11 protein-coding genes and 1 pseudogene are annotated in these 16949 nt (G+C 52.9%); 8 read left to right on the forward strand and 4 right to left on the reverse strand.

Annotation, left to right across the window (positions count from 1 at the left end):
* Window positions 1-228 precede the first annotated feature (228 nt).
* The 6 genes and pseudogenes from IPN69_01655 to IPN69_01680 all read left to right on the forward strand — a co-directional run bounded on the left by IPN69_01655 (window position 229) and on the right by IPN69_01680 (window position 7220).
* Window positions 229-393 carry a hypothetical protein gene (locus IPN69_01655; protein ID MBK8809426.1) on the forward strand — a complete coding sequence of 55 codons (165 nt, stop codon included), beginning with the start codon at window positions 229-231 and terminating at the stop codon, window positions 391-393.
* Window positions 380-2818, forward strand: coding sequence for a PD40 domain-containing protein (locus IPN69_01660; GenBank protein MBK8809427.1), 2439 nt, complete (start codon window positions 380-382; stop codon window positions 2816-2818). Before IPN69_01655 ends, IPN69_01660 begins: the two co-directional genes overlap by 14 nt.
* Window positions 2819-2860: 42 nt before the next feature.
* The gene (locus IPN69_01665) at window positions 2861-3127 is read left to right on the forward strand and encodes a hypothetical protein (protein MBK8809428.1); all 267 of its coding nucleotides are present in this window, start codon (window positions 2861-2863) and stop codon (window positions 3125-3127) included.
* Window positions 3128-3162: 35 nt separating this feature from the next.
* A complete protein-coding gene (locus tag IPN69_01670) occupies window positions 3163-4710 on the forward strand; it encodes a M12 family metallopeptidase (protein MBK8809429.1) in 1548 nt (515 codons plus the stop codon).
* Window positions 4711-4889: 179 nt separating this feature from the next.
* Window positions 4890-5585, forward strand: coding sequence for a hypothetical protein (locus IPN69_01675; GenBank protein ID MBK8809430.1), 696 nt, complete (start codon window positions 4890-4892; stop codon window positions 5583-5585).
* A gap of 109 nt (window positions 5586-5694) precedes the next feature.
* Window positions 5695-7220 (forward strand): annotated as a pseudogene (locus tag IPN69_01680) (IS1182 family transposase).
* Between the two features lie 1172 nt (window positions 7221-8392).
* Here the strand turns inward: IPN69_01680 and IPN69_01685 are convergent.
* Window positions 8393-8731: an ADP-ribosylglycohydrolase family protein gene (locus tag IPN69_01685; GenBank protein ID MBK8809431.1), complete on the reverse strand. Its 339-nt coding sequence runs from the start codon at window positions 8729-8731 to the stop codon at window positions 8393-8395.
* A gap of 565 nt (window positions 8732-9296) precedes the next feature.
* On the opposite strand from IPN69_01685, the gene IPN69_01690 reads away from it, so the two are divergent.
* Window positions 9297-10775 carry a hypothetical protein gene (locus IPN69_01690; GenBank protein ID MBK8809432.1) on the forward strand — a complete coding sequence of 493 codons (1479 nt, stop codon included), beginning with the start codon at window positions 9297-9299 and terminating at the stop codon, window positions 10773-10775.
* A 17-nt stretch (window positions 10776-10792) separates the two neighbouring features.
* A complete protein-coding gene (locus tag IPN69_01695; GenBank protein ID MBK8809433.1) occupies window positions 10793-11062 on the forward strand; it encodes a hypothetical protein in 270 nt (89 codons plus the stop codon).
* A 402-nt stretch (window positions 11063-11464) separates the two neighbouring features.
* On the opposite strand, the gene IPN69_01700 is transcribed toward IPN69_01695, so the two are convergent.
* The 3 genes from IPN69_01700 to IPN69_01710 are packed head-to-tail and all read right to left on the reverse strand — an operon-like array spanning window position 11465 to window position 16943.
* Window positions 11465-13567 carry a TIGR03986 family CRISPR-associated RAMP protein gene (locus tag IPN69_01700; GenBank protein MBK8809434.1) on the reverse strand — a complete coding sequence of 701 codons (2103 nt, stop codon included), beginning with the start codon at window positions 13565-13567 and terminating at the stop codon, window positions 11465-11467.
* A gap of 17 nt (window positions 13568-13584) precedes the next feature.
* On the reverse strand, window positions 13585-15159 hold the full coding sequence (locus IPN69_01705; protein MBK8809435.1) for a hypothetical protein: 1575 nt from the start codon (window positions 15157-15159) through the stop codon (window positions 13585-13587).
* The gene (locus tag IPN69_01710; GenBank protein MBK8809436.1) at window positions 15156-16943 is read right to left on the reverse strand and encodes a hypothetical protein; all 1788 of its coding nucleotides are present in this window, start codon (window positions 16941-16943) and stop codon (window positions 15156-15158) included. Before IPN69_01710 ends, IPN69_01705 begins: the two co-directional genes overlap by 4 nt.
* Between the last annotated feature and the right edge of the window lie 6 nt (window positions 16944-16949).

Here is a 16949-nt window from a genome sequence, read left to right on the forward strand (position 1 = left end):
TTATCGACAAGCCGGAAAGAAATCCGAAAAACATCCGAAAAACATCCAGACTTCTTATTTCGAAAATCATACAGTCTCACACATCGCCGAACGAGCGTTTTATTTTCGATAAAAAGCAATATGGAAATCAAACGAAATTTTGAAACACTTGTTGTCACGAAACGAAGATTCGTCATTCGCCAAACACCGGCGGTTGAACAAACGGTCTGTGCGGAATGCGGCGAAACGATGCTGCCGATCGCCCAAGCCGCGGTTTTGTTGCGCATCAAACAAAGCCGGATTTTCCAGATCGTTGAAACGGGCGCTGCACATTTTACCGAAGCGGAAGCGGGCGCATTGATGGTCTGCCTGAATTCGTTAGGGAGATTTTTAGACGCGAATGAAAGAGAATAAAGATTCCAATCTACCTTCAATAGAAATCTCATTGCTTGGCAGATTTGGGGCGAAAATTGACGGCGTTCCGATTGATGAGAAGCGCTGGTCGCGCAGTTCCGCTAAATCTCTGGTTAAACTGCTCGCACTCAAACCGTTTCACACGCTGCACCGCGAACAGATTATGGATCTGTTGTGGCTTGAGCAAACGCCGGAGACTGCGCTGAACAATCTGAACAAGGCTATTTATGGCGCGCGTCGGGCTTTTGAACCTGATCTGGAAAAAGGTTCGGCCTCGCAATTTCTGGTAACCCAAAAGAATCAGATCGTTCTCAGTTCGCCCGGAATGTTGCGGATCGATCTCGACGAATTTGAAAGACTCGCCAATTTGGCACTGCAGAACAACGATATCGATGCGGGACAGAAGGCTCTCGAAATTTATCAGGGCGACTTGCTCACGGAAGACATTTACGAAGATTGGATTTACTCCCGCCGCGAAACGCTCCGGCTTTTGTTTCGCAAAACAGCGACCAAAACCGCCGCGCTTTACGCTGCCGGAAACGATCGAACTGCGAGTATCGAGATCTTGAAAAAGCTGTCTTGTGACGATCCGTCCGATGAATACGTGCAACGGTTGTTGATGCGTTTATACGCAGAAACGGGGAGCAAATACCAGGCAATAAAGCAGTTTGAGCAATGCCGCGATTCTCTCCGCGCTCTCGGCATCGAGCCCGAATCGGAAACAATAAAAATCGAGCAGAGCATCAAACGCGGTGAAATTCTGCCGGTTGCAAACGAAATAAAAGCCACGCCCACCATTCCGGTGATCGCCGCGCCCCGGATTCGACAGCTTACGTTTCAAAACGGTTTGGTCAGAACCCCCAGATTTTTGCCCGGCGGCCAATCAATCGTTTTCAGCGCGGCCTGGAACGGCAACGCGGCCGAGCTTTACTCGATGCCGCTTGATACCGGCGAAATGCATTGTTTAGATACCGAGAATGCCGAGGTTTTTTCGGTTTCCACCGCCGGAGAAATAGCCGTCGCCCTGCAACCAAAGTTCGAAGGATATTTCAACAGTTCCGTTCTGGGCAAATTAACACTCAATAACAGACCGACGCACGAGATTTTAGACGGCGTTCATTGGGCGGACTGGCATCCGGCACGAAAGGATGAAAACTCACTTCCTGACGAACAGTGTTTGGCCGTCGTTTGCGAACGTGACAAGAAGACCTATCTGGAATATCCGGTCGGCAATGTAATTTTCGAAACTGCGGGTTGGATCGGACATCCGAGATTTTCAAACGACGGGCGGAAGATCGCCTTCATTGAACATCCGCTGCATTATGACGACCGCGGTTATGTGTCGGTGATCGATCTGGAAAGCAAAGAACATCGCCGGCTCACCGAAAATATGCCGAGCGTTCAGGGGTTGGCCTGGTCGAACGATGAAATTTGGTTTACGGGGTCGCGCGAAGGTCCGGCGCGGATGATCAACGCGATCGATCATAAAGGCAAGGAACGCCTGATCTATCGCGGAACCGGCAGACTGACGATTCACGACGTTTCCGCGAGCGGAGCTGTTCTCGTGACAGATGATAGTGTGCGTATTCAGGCCGTCGGCGGCGGCGCGGGCGAGGAGATCGAGCGCAATCTTTCGTGGCACGACTGGACGCTGGTCCGAGACTTAACGGATGACGGCGAAACCTTGCTGTTCGAAGAAGCCGGATTCAGCGGGGGAAGCGAGCTGACCACCTATATCCGCAAAACCGACGGTTCAGCGCCCCGAAAACTCGGCAACTGTTCGGCGGCCGCCTTTTCGCCTGATAACCAATTCGCACTTTTGCGATATCTGACCCCGCATCATCAATTGGCTTTCGTCCCGCTCGGCGAGGGCGAGATCAAACTACTGGAAAACGATCCCGACGATCGGTTGGCTTATGAAGTGTATGTCGATTTTTTCCCGGACGGCAAACGGATCATTTTCACCGCCACCGGAAGCAGCGGTCGGCGTGTCTATGTCCAAAACATCGACGGCGGCAAGCCCGTCCCGTTCACGTCCGACGAAGGCGTGACAATGGGCTCACTTCATTCGATTTCGACCGCCGGCAGATATGTTGTCTTAACCGATTCCGAACACAGACTGAGGCTTTACCAAACCTCCGACGGCACTTCTACGCCGCTAAAGAATCTGGAAAAGGATTTTTGGATGATTCGCTGGGCGGATGACGGTGAAAATCTGTTCGTGTGGAAACGCGACGGTCTGCCGGCAGTCGTTTACAAATACAATCCGGTGAGCGGAACGAAGGAAGAATGGCTGACACTGATGCCGAAAGATCCGCTGGCCAATCAAATGGTCGGAATCAAACTCTCGCCGGACGGCAAAACGTACGCTTACTCCTACATACGCGAATCGTCCGAACTGTTTTTGATGGAAGTCATTAAATGAATTTTTAGACTTTTCGAAAAAAAAATCCAAAACAAGCCGTTTTTGGAAGTTTTCTGGAAGTTTTGGCAGTTATTGTGGATTCGTTCGCAAGGGCAATGTCCCGAAATTGAGGTTTTTATGATCACTCGGAAATCATTCTTTATTCGCTGGCTCTTATTCCGCGATGAAAAAGAACCGCAAATGGAAAAATCCGTGATTGACATTGAGCATATCCAAAGCGGTAACAGCCAGCGTGTTTCAACTCTGGATGAAGCCAGTTTGTGGATGCAGGAAATAGAGGCGGATGGTGAAGAAAAAGTAGAAGAATAAAAGGAGAAATTAACGAAAGTTAAAAATAGAAACAGATGAGCAAAACACTACGAAAGAACAGTTCCAACAATCGAATCGTCATTTTTTTGATGATTCTCGGCTTGACTACAATTTTTTTGTCCGGCTGCGGGCAACAACCTGCTGAACCGGCAAAAAATACAGCGTCCAACACAACTACCAATAGTCCTGATTCCGCACCTACTGAAGGCTACACGGGTGAGACCAAAAAGCAGGAATTGAAGAACATCTCACTTCCTTTTGCTGAGGGTGAGGACCTGTCAGTCGAAGTTGCCAACGACGGCACGGTGATCTACGAAAGAGATATGATTCTCGGAAATATTTCCGATTTCACCAAGAACAGTTCACCGGCAAGCGCTCAGTTATCAGGCGATACATCAGCGAAAAAAGATACGAAACCCGGGATTTGGGCTAACTCCACAATCCCATATGTCCTTCCGGACAACCATGGCAAAAAAGATGTTATTTTAGCGGGTATCAAGGAAATAAACGAAAAAACAAACATTTGTTTAGTGCCTAGAACCACTGAAACAGACTATGTTGAGTTTGTCTCGAAAGATGGAAGTTGGGCGAGGCTTGGCAGAGTGGGGGGGCGACAGGAAATCTCCATTGATCAGACCTGGACATCCCTGAAGGCGGGCACTGTGGCTCACGAGATAATGCACACTGCCGGATTCGTCCACATGCAATCACGTGAAGATCGTGATGAAAATGTGACAATCAACTCCGACAACATCGAATCAGGCAAGGAATCTCAATTCCGGAAGCTGAAGGATAAGTCAAGCAACATCGGTGCATATGATTTTACCTCTGTCATGCACTACTCTGCTAAGGGTTTTTCCAAAAATGGTAAAAATACAATTGATGTCAAAGCGGGCGGGGACGCTTCGAAAATGGGACAACGCGATGCCTTGAGTACCGGGGATATTGCAGCAATTGCAGTTAAATACACCACTGCGGGGGCGTGCAAGTCCGGAGGCGAATCAAAGACCACCGCGGCAGCCGGAACATGCGGAGAGGCTCCCGGTGATGACGAAGTCTATATCTATGAACATATTTTCAGCCAGGACAAAGGCGGAAAATGTGTGAAGTTAGGAGTAGGCGAATACAAAGATGCCGCCGCCACGGGCTTAGCCGACAACATTATGAGTTCGATCAGAGTTGGTAAAAATGTTCACGCAGTCGTCTGTGACAAAGAAAATTTTGACGGAGCCTGTATGGCATTTGATGCGGATGACGATAATTTTACGAACAATGCAACGCTGAAAAATGATATTGCCTCCTCGGTTAAGGTTGTCAAAGCAGAGATCTGTTCCGCGACCGCGACCGTGGCAATGCCTATTGCCTGGACGAACAAAACGGATAAAACCCTTCGCATAAATTGGGTCAAAAGTGATTGCACGGAAGAAAACAACTCGAGAGAAATCAAACCCGGTGATGTTTATAACGGGTCGGCGGGTGTCGGTCACATCTTCCACATCACTAACTTCCAAACGGGAGAAAAGTATGGATATATCCATGTGAACAAATCAACCGCAACTCAGGATATTAAAGACATCAAATAGACTTTAATACAATTTGCCGTCTTTATTTCCGATCCTGAAATAAGGGCAACAAAACGATGAATGATGAATGTGGAATTGAAGCAGGATTCTTGCATTCATCATTCATCGTTTATCAGCGGTCGGGCAGAAAAAGAACAGACCGAAAAAAGGTGAGATTAACGAAAGTTAAGGTAATAATCATGAACGAAACATTACGAATCAAAAGTTCCAACATCAACATCATCCGTTTTATGGTGATGATCGTTTTATGTGTCTTTTCGATGTCCGGCTGTCGGCAGGCCAATGATTTGGCCAACGCCAACAAAGCAACGATCAGCAACACGGCGGCAAATACAAATCCGAACGCAAACGCCAACAGCAATGCTAACAGCAACTTGACGGCAAGCAGCAACGCCAACACTGAGGATAAGAAGTCCAACGCGGAGATCGAAACAATTTCCACTGATCTTACCGAGGGCAAATGCAAAACGACCAGTGAAGATGAAAGCGACGTGATAACACAGGAATGTCCGGGTGTTGCGGGCTACAAACTCGAAGTCGCCGAGCACGATGCTCAGAAAACGATCAACGTTTTGTCGCCATCGGGCAAAACATATAGCCTTGATTTTCAGGGCAAAGTTTCGGGCGGTCTCTCCACTTTGGGGGAAAAGGCTGAATGGCGTGTGAAAAAAACAGGCGGCAAGGAACAGCCCGTCGGGTTGATCACACGTTTCAACTTCTCCAAAAGCGGGGATCCGAACAATCTCACTTCATATCTGATCGTCACGAAAATTGACGGTGACAAAGTCTGCATCACGGACATCGTCAAGACGAAAGACGCCAATGAAAAAGCCAGACAATTGGCCGATGTCGCTCCGACCAAGCCGTGTCTCTAATCGGCTAAAGAGAGGCTGTCTGAAAAGTCCCCTCGGGTTCGGCGATTTTCGGTCTCGGGAGTGTTGTTTGAATTTCGTCGAGTTGCATACGTGGGTTATAATACTAAGTATGATACACGAGAAAAGGAAGAAGGTGGTCTTCAAGCATTACGATCAGAACCAACCGATGTTGTTGCCGCCGAGCCTGGATGATCTGGTGCCCGCGAACCATCCGGTGCGCGTTGTGAACGAAGTGATCGAGCGGATCGACATCGGCGTGCTTGAGCTTGGGTACAAAGGCGGCGGAGCGTCGAGCTACCATCCGCGGCTGCTTTTGAAGGTGCTGGTTTACGCGTATCTTCGGAATATCTATTCGTCCCGGAAGATCGAGCAGGCGTTGCAGGAAAACGTGCATTTCATGTGGCTCGCCGGCAACGCGAGGCCGGACCACAACACGCTGGCGGACTTTCGGTCGAAGCGGCTGAAAGATCATCTTGAGAAGATCTTTTCGCAGGTCGTGCTGCTGCTTGTCGAAGAGGGGGCGGTATCGTTGCGGGAAGTGATACTGGACGGGACGAAGATCGAGGCGAACGCGAACCGGTACACGTTCGTCTGGGCAAAGACGGTGGAGCGGAACAAGCAGCGGATAAGGGAACAGTTGCGTGACGTGTGGAAGTACGTCGAGCGGGCGAGCGCGGAGGAAGAGCAGGCGCCGAACGAGCCGGATTTTGAGGCGGTGGACCCGGAAGCGGTGACGCGCGCGGTGAGAGCGATCGACGAGGAGTTGCTGAAAGCCGAGCCCGATGCGAAGACAAGGCAGCGGGTGCGGAAATTGAGGCGGGAGTTGCCGGGCCGGGCGGCGAAGGTCGAGGCGCAGGAGCGGATGCTGGACGGGCGACGAAGCAGTTCGAAGACCGATCATGACGCGACGTTCATGAGGATGAAGGAAGACCATCTGGGGAACGGGCAGTTGAGACCGGCGTACAATGTCCAGCTGGCGACCGAGGGGCATTTTCTGACCGGGTACACGCTGACACAATCGGCGGGGGACACGACCGCGCTGCCGGAGCATGTCGGCAAGATGATCGAAACGTACGGAACGGAACCCGAAAGCGTGACGGCGGATGCGGGTTACGGCAGTGAAGAGAACTACGCCTATCTGGAGAAACGGGCGATCAAGGCATTTGTGAAGTTTCCGGGGTTCGATTCCGGGAAGCCCAAGGGGAAGTTCGCGGCAGACAACTTCCAATACGACGCAGAGACCGATACTTACCGGTGTCCGGCGGGGCACGTGATGGAGTTCTCGGAGGATCGCGTGAAGACGACGCAGAACGGCCGGAAGCAAAACGTCAAAATCTACCGGACCGAGGCCTGCGGCGGATGTCCGATGCGGGCCGAATGTTCGAAGGGCGAGGGGGACGGTCGATCGAGCGCAACGAAGAAGTTCTGAGGCACCGGCGCAAGGCGCGCGAGATGCTCGAAAGCGAGAAAGGCGTCGAACGGAGGAAACAACGGTACGAGGTCGAGGCGGTGATCGGAAACATAAAGGAAAACAAGAAATTCAGAAGGTTCTTACTGAGGGGGTTGGCAAAAGTACAGATTGAGATCGGATTGATCGCGATCGCACACAACCTGCAAAGGCTGGCAACCGTCTGAAAAGGCGGAAATGCGCTCGGCGACCGGCCAACTGATGACGGCCGAAGCGGACTCTCCCAAAACAGACAACAGAAAAACGGCAATCCCAGAGACTTTCTGAGTGACTTTCCAGACAGCCTCTGAACGTTGTCGTCGCTCCCGCGACTCGATTCAGATCGCGCCCTTTTCCGTGGACTCACGCCCACTGCCACAACGTGCCGCCGCTCCCGCGGCTTAAGCTCGGGAAACAACCGGCAACCGAGATTCCAATCGCCCGTCGCGCCTGCAAGGCGCAACTCGTACCGGTTGACGAACGCCAAACTTTGCACTTTTTTGCATAGTCTTCCGTTCAGCGCCGGGCTGCGGCCCGGCGGAGTCGACGCGGCCACATCTCGGGCTACCGCCCGACGCCCTCGACTATATGACGGGCAGTAGCCAGTAATGTTGTTCCGAATGAAGATCGGCGGGCCGAAGCCCGCCGCTGAACGTTGTCGTCGCTGCCGCGACTCGATTTGTCTTTATAGAGAGTTCTTCTTAACGAGCCTGATGCTTTGCGCGAACTCCGCGCTGTATGATTCCCGCTGTTTCGGCATGTACTGCATATTTCGCACGAACGTGCACACTATTTCGCGCGAAGGTGAACACTATTTCGCGCGAAGGTGAACACCGGATTTCCGGTCGCGGCTGGTCGATGAACTGACCGCGGAGCATCATTCTTTTTATCCATTTTCAGGAGGAAAAAAGAATATGCCCGCACATCGGCTTGATATGCGACTAATCAGAGAAGTACTGCGATTGAAATACGGAGCGGGGCTTTCGCATCGCGCGATCGCCGCCGCGCTCGGTGTGAGCGTCGGAACGGTTTCGAACTATCTCGGCGCGTTTTTACGGTCGGGGATGACGTATCCGTTTCCCGGCGAGACGGACGACGAGGAGCTCGGGCGGCGGTTGTTTCGGCAAAGTCCGGCCGCCGGCCGCGCGCGGCCAAGGCTTCCGGACTTTGCCGAAACAAGGGAGCAGCTGCGCCAGAAGGGCGTGACGCGCCTCCTTCTGTGGGAAGAGTACTCGGCGGGAGCGGGCGACGCGGAAGTGTACGGCTACACGCAGTTCTGCGTCCTGTACCGGCGATGGCTCGGGCAGCAGCGTCTGTCGATGCGGCAGACGCACCGGCCGGGCGAGAAGATGTTCGTCGACTATTGCGGCAAGACGGTGCCGGTGGTGGACGCGGCGACGGGCGAGGCGCGCGAGGCGCAGATATTCGTCGCCGTGCTCGGGGCGTCGAACTTCACGGGAATAGCGCCGATTCCGTGTAAGGCTCCGAGGATGTTTCCGGTTATCGCACCGGTGCTGTCGCTGTCTCCCGAGTGGTTTACCGCAAGCAACAAGGCCCCACTGAGATCATTTTCACTCACTAGCGAACAATAGATCGAGATCGCCAGAGCTTCTTCGCCGACCCAACCCCCGCCTAGGACAGAAACGCGCAATGCTGAAACACGTACGAAGTAAGCGTGCCCGCTCGCAGCGCGAGCGATCCGCTGTCATCGCGAACGCGACCGATCACCAGGCGTCGGCCGGGCCGCGGGCCGTGCACGCTTACTGAAGTGCGCGTTTCCGCAGTCCGATCCCCGGGCTTCAATTTCAATGGTCCCCGCGTCTGACGTCGCCGGTGGCCGGGATCCGTCATAAGCGTTCGACGGACTTCGATCGATGTTGGCCCCGGCTGCCCAATTCCGGTTACGGAGGAATCCCGAATCCCCGTAGTCGTAAGGGCACGGGCAAACCGTGTTAACTAGACGAAGCCATATTACATTCGACCGCGCAGTCTGACAAGATATTTTTGAGCCGTGCAAAACGAACGTGTTCTGCCTCAAGACGAAATCCGCGAAGTCTTGCCAATCTCAATCGAACAAATTCGAAAGCCAAGATTCGGTAGTTTTTTTCGTTTTGGATGAAAGGCATTGCCAATTTCTGACATTACTGTAGATGACGAGCAACGCCTAAAGAGAGAATTCGTTGAACCCAAGCCGACAATGAAGGCAAAAACGCTCAAAAGACGCGATAAATCGGACAATTCGGGCGAGAGAAGGGAGAAATACAATGAGACTAAAAAAACACCAAATGATCGCGGCGCTGATAATAGCGCTTTTCGCCTGCGGCTTGTCCGCGGCGCAAAACGCGGCGGAAGAAGCGGCGATCAGTATTGAAAAAGAAGGCAGAACGGTTTCGATCACGGACGCGACCGTTCTAGAGGACGGCAGACGCGTTTTGGTGATTGAGAAAAACGAAACGGTCAAGCTCGTTTTGCCTTCCGGCGTATCGGTCGAGAGCTCGGATTTGAATTCTGTCCTGGTCATTAACGACTCGATCCTATTGGGGAAAAAGGAGAATACCGAAGCCGTAATTGCTGCAAAAAAAGCCGGCAAGGAAATCGCTATCAAGGGAGTGATAAAGCTCGTTGTTAGGGTTGTCGAGGTCGACTTCACTCGACAGATTATCGCCGAGTCCACTTTTTTGCCTTACAAATCGGTCAAAGACAATTTCGGAAAGAAGTTCGCTCAGTCTTACTTTGTCGTTCAGGTCGACATTCGAAACGAGAAGCTAAGCAAGCAATTCATCGTTCAAACGCTAGATGTGATCATTGATCCTAACCAGTGTCAGAACGGAAGGTATCTCTACCGCGACTTTAACGAATCCCTTTGCACGGCCATTTTTGAAAAATACTTCATCTTTCCTTCGACGCAGCAAGGAATCCGTCGCGATGAAGTGATCGGCATGGCGAAAGCCGATCTCGGTCGAAGCAATCGGAATCTCGGGTTTCGTGCGCTTTCATTTACGGCCAGCATGGGAACCGTTCTATCCGGCTTCAAAGGGCTGATCGGCACCGATGGCCTATTGGGAATCAACGTTTTGGGTACAACCGTTTCCGATGCGGCGAAGGCGTTGTTCCCGGACAGTTCCGCCGAAAAGCTGGAGAACGTCAAGAGCGCGCTTCCGACCGAAGACGTGATCATAAAGAGCAAGGAGTCGAAAACGTTCAACATCTTCATTCCGACCGATCAGATTTTTTACGACCAATCGTGGCAGGATTACATAAAGCCTGCACGCGACGCGGACGCCAGCGCCTACGCACTCAAGAAGGTGTTGAAATTGCTGCTGCTTTCAACCGCGACGGGCGTTCTGGTCGACAACGACGCGCCAAAGGTGAAGGTTCAATCCGACGATGCGCTTGGCAAGGTGGCGGATAAGTTCGAAATCATACGCGCATTTCCGGAAGATGTAGTGAAGCGCAATGAGAAGGCACTCAAGATTCTCATGGACCTTGAATCGACGCTTCGTGATCCGGATCCGAAGAAGAGTCAGGCGGCCGAAAAAACTCTAAAAGACATCGTCAGGGAATTGCGCAACGATCCGTTTTTCGAAGGATATTTCAACGCAAAGAAAAAGGACATTTCAACCGGCGCGGGAATCGTAAAGGCGATCGATGAGTTATCACGACAGCTCTTCACCGAAGATGCAAATGATAAATCAGGGCGGATCAAAAAACTCGAGGAAACGATCATCCTGCGTGCACTTTAACTTAGAGGAGAAAAATTATGTCAATCGTCAAACATCTTGATCCCGGCCACAGTTCACTTTCCCAGCTTCAGGGGACCTGCAATACCCTTGAACGCGGGCTGAGAGCCAAACTGAAGTCGCTGCAGGCGGCCACCAACCCGGATAACGCCAAGATCACCGTCGCAACTTTTGAGGAGTTCGACGGCCCGAAAAGCGAACTCGGGAAGGCAAAGCTCGACCCCGGCGAGGGTCATACGGCCTTCATAAATAATGAAGTCGTGAAGATCTCAATCACTCGCAGTTCGTAAAGAGATTCGGCAAATTGGCCGAGGGAATAATAGGCACCGAACTTGTGCCAAACCGTTCCGGCCGACCAAGCCTGCGCAGTTGCGGTCGGCCGGCCGCGGTGTGCGCCCAAATCGAATTATGCGCGGGCTACGCCGACAAGGCATTTGGCGCTTCATCAAATTGGTTGAATTCAACTCGATCGCGCCCTCGGTGATGTTGGCGGACTGAGTCAAGTACGAAAGAATCTTCTGATTCCAGTCATCGATCCGCAGTGATATGTCACCTAGGAGTGGCACCACGCGTCGACCGCTCCGACGCAGTGCACGCATACTCCGCGCTTCCCCAGTCCCTGATCGTTTCTTCCGTGTCGACACGACCGCTTGAGTTCGAGACCGAGCGCCACCGCAGCGGCATTCCGGGCTTCACAACTCGTTCAATGTTGGAAGGCCAAGGTTCGAAATCCGGTTCAGGCTCTGGCGAGCTGTTTCGTTTGCGACGAACCACTTGAAAGTCTCTTCTTCCGGATCTTGGCCTCTGATTACCGGATACCGTACCGGCTGCGTCACGTTGTTGGGGTTGCCGAGAACCGACAGCGCACTGCTGATCTCGCTCGACACTGACGACGAAAAGCAACTTCGAATGTTCTCAAGGTCGTCATCGGGCATATTCGGCTCCGCTTTTTTCTCGAGCTCATAAATGTCGGGAATTTTGTCATCCCACAAAACGGAGGACTTCCAGACCGTCCCGTAACGAGATGAAAGAACTCCATCCGCGGAATATCGATTAGCGCGATCCACCAAGAATAATCCTACCGGATCGAGTCGAACCGTGCCGAGCCCCAACGGCTTACCCAACCCCAACTTGTGCCAGTATTCGAGATAGGGTCGAACGGCGAAAATCAAGGCTGCCAATTCGGCTGTGCTCAGATTCGAGAAGTCGATATGAAAATAGAAAACCGCCCCTCCCTTTACCGGCTTCACTTTCATTTTGAGATTTCTTCGTTCTTGCGAATGTCGCGTTGCCCAAGGACGAACCTCGTTAGACCGATCGTGGATATAAAACTTACGTCCATGTGGCCGGCACGATGTGGAGTTCAGATTCTTTTTGGCAATGAACGTATCGTCCGGCTTCTTGAAGTAAAGTGCCGGCGACGGGGGCTTTGGCGCCGACAACGCCCTGAGTAGAGTGAAGCCGTCATCAGCCGGATTCAAATCGAGGCATTCCTCCATCGACTTCGGCTGTTGAAGTGTTCCATCAGTCCGACGAAGTGAATGAAGCATTCCCGCCGACGGCAGTATCCGACCCGCAAGTGAAAGTTGCGGTTCATCGTCGTTAGCGTGAACTTGATCTTCGGTAGCCGATGATTGAACGAACCCAAACATCTGTTCGGCGATCGTAATGAGCTTTCGATCCGAATTGAAAGGGATCAGTTCGGGATCAACGGCTTTGAAGAAATCAAAGGTAGTGTCCGGCTTGTCAACCGGATCATTCGGACCCCGGACCAGATCCCGCCAAATTGACGAGAATGAAACTTCGTTGACCAAATTCCCGTCTCTATCGGCCGTTCGGTAGTAAACCAAATCGCCGGTCCGAAGTCGTAGCGTTTCGTCGCTCCCACGTTCGGTACCGGAAGGCTGAAATGGCAGCAACGGCCCGTCGGACTCTCTGTGATCCGACCGCAGATCCGCAAGAACATGGAAACGATTGATTGCTTCGTTCGCAACTTTTAAAAGCCCACGCTCGGCGTCTAGATCGCCATCTTCACCCTGATCCCAGAATATAAAAAGCTCGTATTTTCGCCCCAACTCCGCAAATTCAGCTTGCCGCTCCGGATTCCACATAACGCGAAGAAAACCACGCTCGTAATTGTCCCGTTCGCGAGGTTGTTTGCTCACACGAGAGCGATATTCGGCTTCGGAGATCGGTTCGACAGTCGTCGGATCATCGACATCCTTCGAAAGATAATAAAACTTCTGATCGTCGAATTTGAACGTTGAAAAACGGCCAGGGTTTGCCAACTGAAGCCTGATACAGCCCCCGGATACCATTCCTCGAATCCTCGGATCGAATCGGAACTTACACAAGGGCCTGAGACGATAGTCGTCACTGCCTTTCTTGATTATCATTCCAATATGGTGCATCGCTTCCTGCGGCGTCTTCCGAAACGAATATGTCTGGTCCTGCAAAACTCGTAACGCCGAATTGCTTGCCGCCTCAACAATCGAAGAGAGCATCCCGCGGATGGTCGTCGCCGGAATCGCCGGGAAATCTCCAATTTCAAATTGATCGACGATCGTCGGTTCCCGACCCTCCGGATCTGAATGTTGTTGACCGCCGACGACGAAAGGAGTCTCCGATTCCAACCTGCAAACCAATCGGCCAGAAAAGCAATTCTCGGAGTAGCGGTCATGAGTCACGTTTCCCAACTCACCACGTCCGCCGTTTTTGAACTCACTCACTTTCAGATCGTCAATTCGATCTTCCTTTCTTACCGGCACAAAATGATACGGATTGTGAAATGGCATAATTTCTCCTATTTGCCCTAAACCATCGCGGCCAGGGCCTTGACCGCCGATTTAAGCGATCGGGTCGGATTCTCACTGGTCAAAGGGAATCCCTGATTCAATTCCTTCACGAACTCCGAAACGCTGCGATCATTGCTCGTGACACCGGTAATCGACGCGCGGCACCGGCCATAGCCTTTCGCGCTGCCCAAGCCGAATGTGATGTCGCCTTCGGCCAGATCGCGGAGCGTCAGGACAAGCAGTCCGAGCGCTGCGTTCCGATCGCCCGTACGCGAAAAAGCGTTGAGGTCGATTTTGATCGATCCTTTGAGTTTCGGCCGAAATCTGGTTGTGGCGTTGAACTTCGCCGAATGCGCGCTGCCGCCCGTAAAGCGGTCGATCGCGACGAATTCCTGGATTTTGATCGGACCGTTGTCCTCCGCGCTGTCCGTCTCGGGCATGAAATCCGTCACGTCGAACGGCGAACGCCAACCTGGCGCGCCGAACATCTGGCATGCGGGGCACAACTTGCCGGCAACCTCGGCAATGTCCTTTATCGCGCCGCACGCCGGTTCAGGGCCGCCGCCGTCGGGATGGCACGCCGCATCGTTGCCGCCGATGGTTCTCAATATCCGTTCTGCTTGACTTCTAAACGCCCCCCGAAACGATCGCGCCGGAAGCAGCGTCAACCCATTGCTGTCGTAAAGCGGGAAATGGTCGGGTTTGTCCGCCCCCTTTCCTGTTTGCGAAGTGTCGTTTACGAGGAAATTCGAATCGAATTCGAGCCGGAGTCCAATCTCCAACATAGGCGTGGAACCGACGGCGCGGGCCGCAATCGCACGGCTGATGATGCCCTCAAATTCATCCTTTGGCAGTTCGCGGTGAATCCCGTATCCGACCGTCAAGCAACCGCCTTTCGCCCATTGATCGAGTGCGTCCTTATCAAGCACCGTGATCCTCTCCGGTTTCCAACTGAATCGCCCCCAGCCGTTTCCGGTCTCCGCGCCGAGCGTTAACCGGCCATGGTTGAATCCTTCGAGCAACCCCAGCATCACTTCGATTTCATCAAATCCGGACTCGCCATTGGTATCCTGTCCGCCGATCCGCAAACTGAACCCGGCGCCAGCGGGAACAAATTCGGTGTGGAACAACTTGTTCTCACTGACCGTTTTTGTCCGTCGCGCGATCTGTGTCGATGCGGCGACGCCTGTACGCCGTTTTTCATGCCAATATGGCGGCTTGTGTGCCGGGTCCGGCCAAGTTGCCCCGTCAGACGGTCGGACCATCGAGGCATCGAAGAAATCGGCCTTTCCGCCAACTGAATCCTCTTCTTTGGGATCGGGTGATCCGAAGATCCGATCGACGAAATCAGAGTCAGATGCGTCTTCCGCAAAAGCCCGGAGCTTCCCCTTGATCGTCGCGCCGGGGATGTAGGGCTTGCCGTCGACGTCGACGCAGAGTGCCGTTACTTCGACAGGTTTTTTCGTCTTTTCATTCACTAAACCCTCGCGCTCGACCGTCTCACCGCTGCCTGAGTGGAATGGCGAGGTTGTCGTCAGCTTCCCTTCAATCAACCATCGGCGCGTGAACTTTGCGGGCTTCTTTTCCGTCATTGCATCCCTCCTTTGCCGGGTCCGGCAGCATAAACGCGGACTTCGCCGTAGCCGTTTTCCGGAATGTACGGGTTCGATTTCCAATCGATTCCGTGGCGACCGCGGACCGACTTATCCAACGGCAAGCCACGCGAAACCGCTTTCGTCAATTCGCCAAGATCAAGCCCGTCTTTCTTCAACGCAAAAACGCTTCCCGCTTCCGTTAAGAGGAACGGCATGTACTTCCCGCCGTCGCCGAACCGCTTCCAGACATACTCGCCGCCTGCAAGCCGCTGACGCGCGAAGTAATGCGAAAGCTCCGGTTTGCCCGGCAGTTCAGACCAGTAGTTCCGATAGGCCTCGGACAATTCTTCCGCACCCGAAAACTCGTCAAGATTCGACGGGTCAAGCATAAGCGCCGGTGTCTGAAGATACACAAACACAAACCTCTCATCCGACGGTGCCGCAACTTCAGCATCTCTGAAAATACCGGAGCCAAGCTTGATATCCGCCCGAGCTTTGGTCTTGCCGAGGAATCGCAGCGTGCCGAGACATTCGATTAGATGATTCAATTGCTGAATTGTCCGAAAACGCTCGGAATCGTCCTCAATGTCGCCGAAATCAATTCGCCCGAGCCATTTGTGCCCGTCGGGAATCACCATTTGATATGCGAACAGATTTTCGTCCATTGCTTTGCGACGATCCCGATCGTGCCGGTTTCTCACTTCGAGCTTCGTCGGCGGCAAATCCCAGGCAAACAATTTCTCAGCCTCATTCCAGCGTTCGCGCTTCCAATCCATCTGGAATGCGGGCGCAGCACCGTCGAGCAGGCAAGCTTCCGATACGGCCGCCAGATCAACGAGCGGCGTGTCTTTCTTGCCCGCGGCCATCGAAAACGGAATCGCGAGTGGTCGCGTGTTCGAGCCTGCAGGCGCCGGCATCGCGTGCGTGAACCGGATCTTTTCAAAATTGCGCCAAAGATCGGCATATTCCGCGCGCGGTGAGTCGATTGTGTTGTTGATCCCTTCAGCCGGGTCAGTGCCCAAAAAGGCGAGCCACGACGTCGCGAAGCAGCCCTTGATCGCGCCGCCCGTGATTATTTTGTCAGATTCGAACGTGTTCTCGGCGATCTGATCCTTGGTCAGACAAAACGGTGATTCGGGCCGGATGACAAAATCAAGTGTCAGCGGCGCGGCGTTCGGAACGGCGTTCAAATTTACCGTTGACGTCATTTCCCTTTCGCCCGGATCGATTCTGACATCCGTCAATTCGCCGAACCCAACGCTTTTTTCGGCGCCGAGACAGGTCATGAACGCGAGTCCGCGCCGGAGTATGCGTTCCTTTGCTTTCGACTCATTCCGATCAACGGCAAAAAACCGCACCTTTCCGGTAAAATCAACCGGACTTCCCGGCGCAAACGGTGAATCGATCACGAGCAGCGCGTTGTGCATTACAGCCCGTCGATGATCATCGATCTGAATACGGTAGGATTTGGCCTCCGACCCGCCGGACTTCGGATGTATGAGATTCGTGAACTCGAGCGTTCCGCGATTCGGACGATATGATCCTGGGTCCGCCTCGTCGCCCATCAGTTCCGCCCATTCATTGCGGGAAATGCCGCCAAGGTCCTCCTGTTCAAGAAACGATTGTTTGAGCCGCCCTTTTACAAGCGATCGCGGCAGTAGGTAATCGCCGTTTTCATCACGAGCGAACGAGGCGTCGATTCCGTAGCCGCCGGCTGAGGTAGATTTTGTCAGAACGGGAGCGCGGAACGTGAGCGTTATAGTCAGGGTTACATCTATCATTTTTCC

The sequence above is a fragment of the Acidobacteriota bacterium genome (genome assembly GCA_016715115.1).
Taxonomy (GTDB): Bacteria; Acidobacteriota; Blastocatellia; order Pyrinomonadales; family Pyrinomonadaceae; genus JAFDVJ01.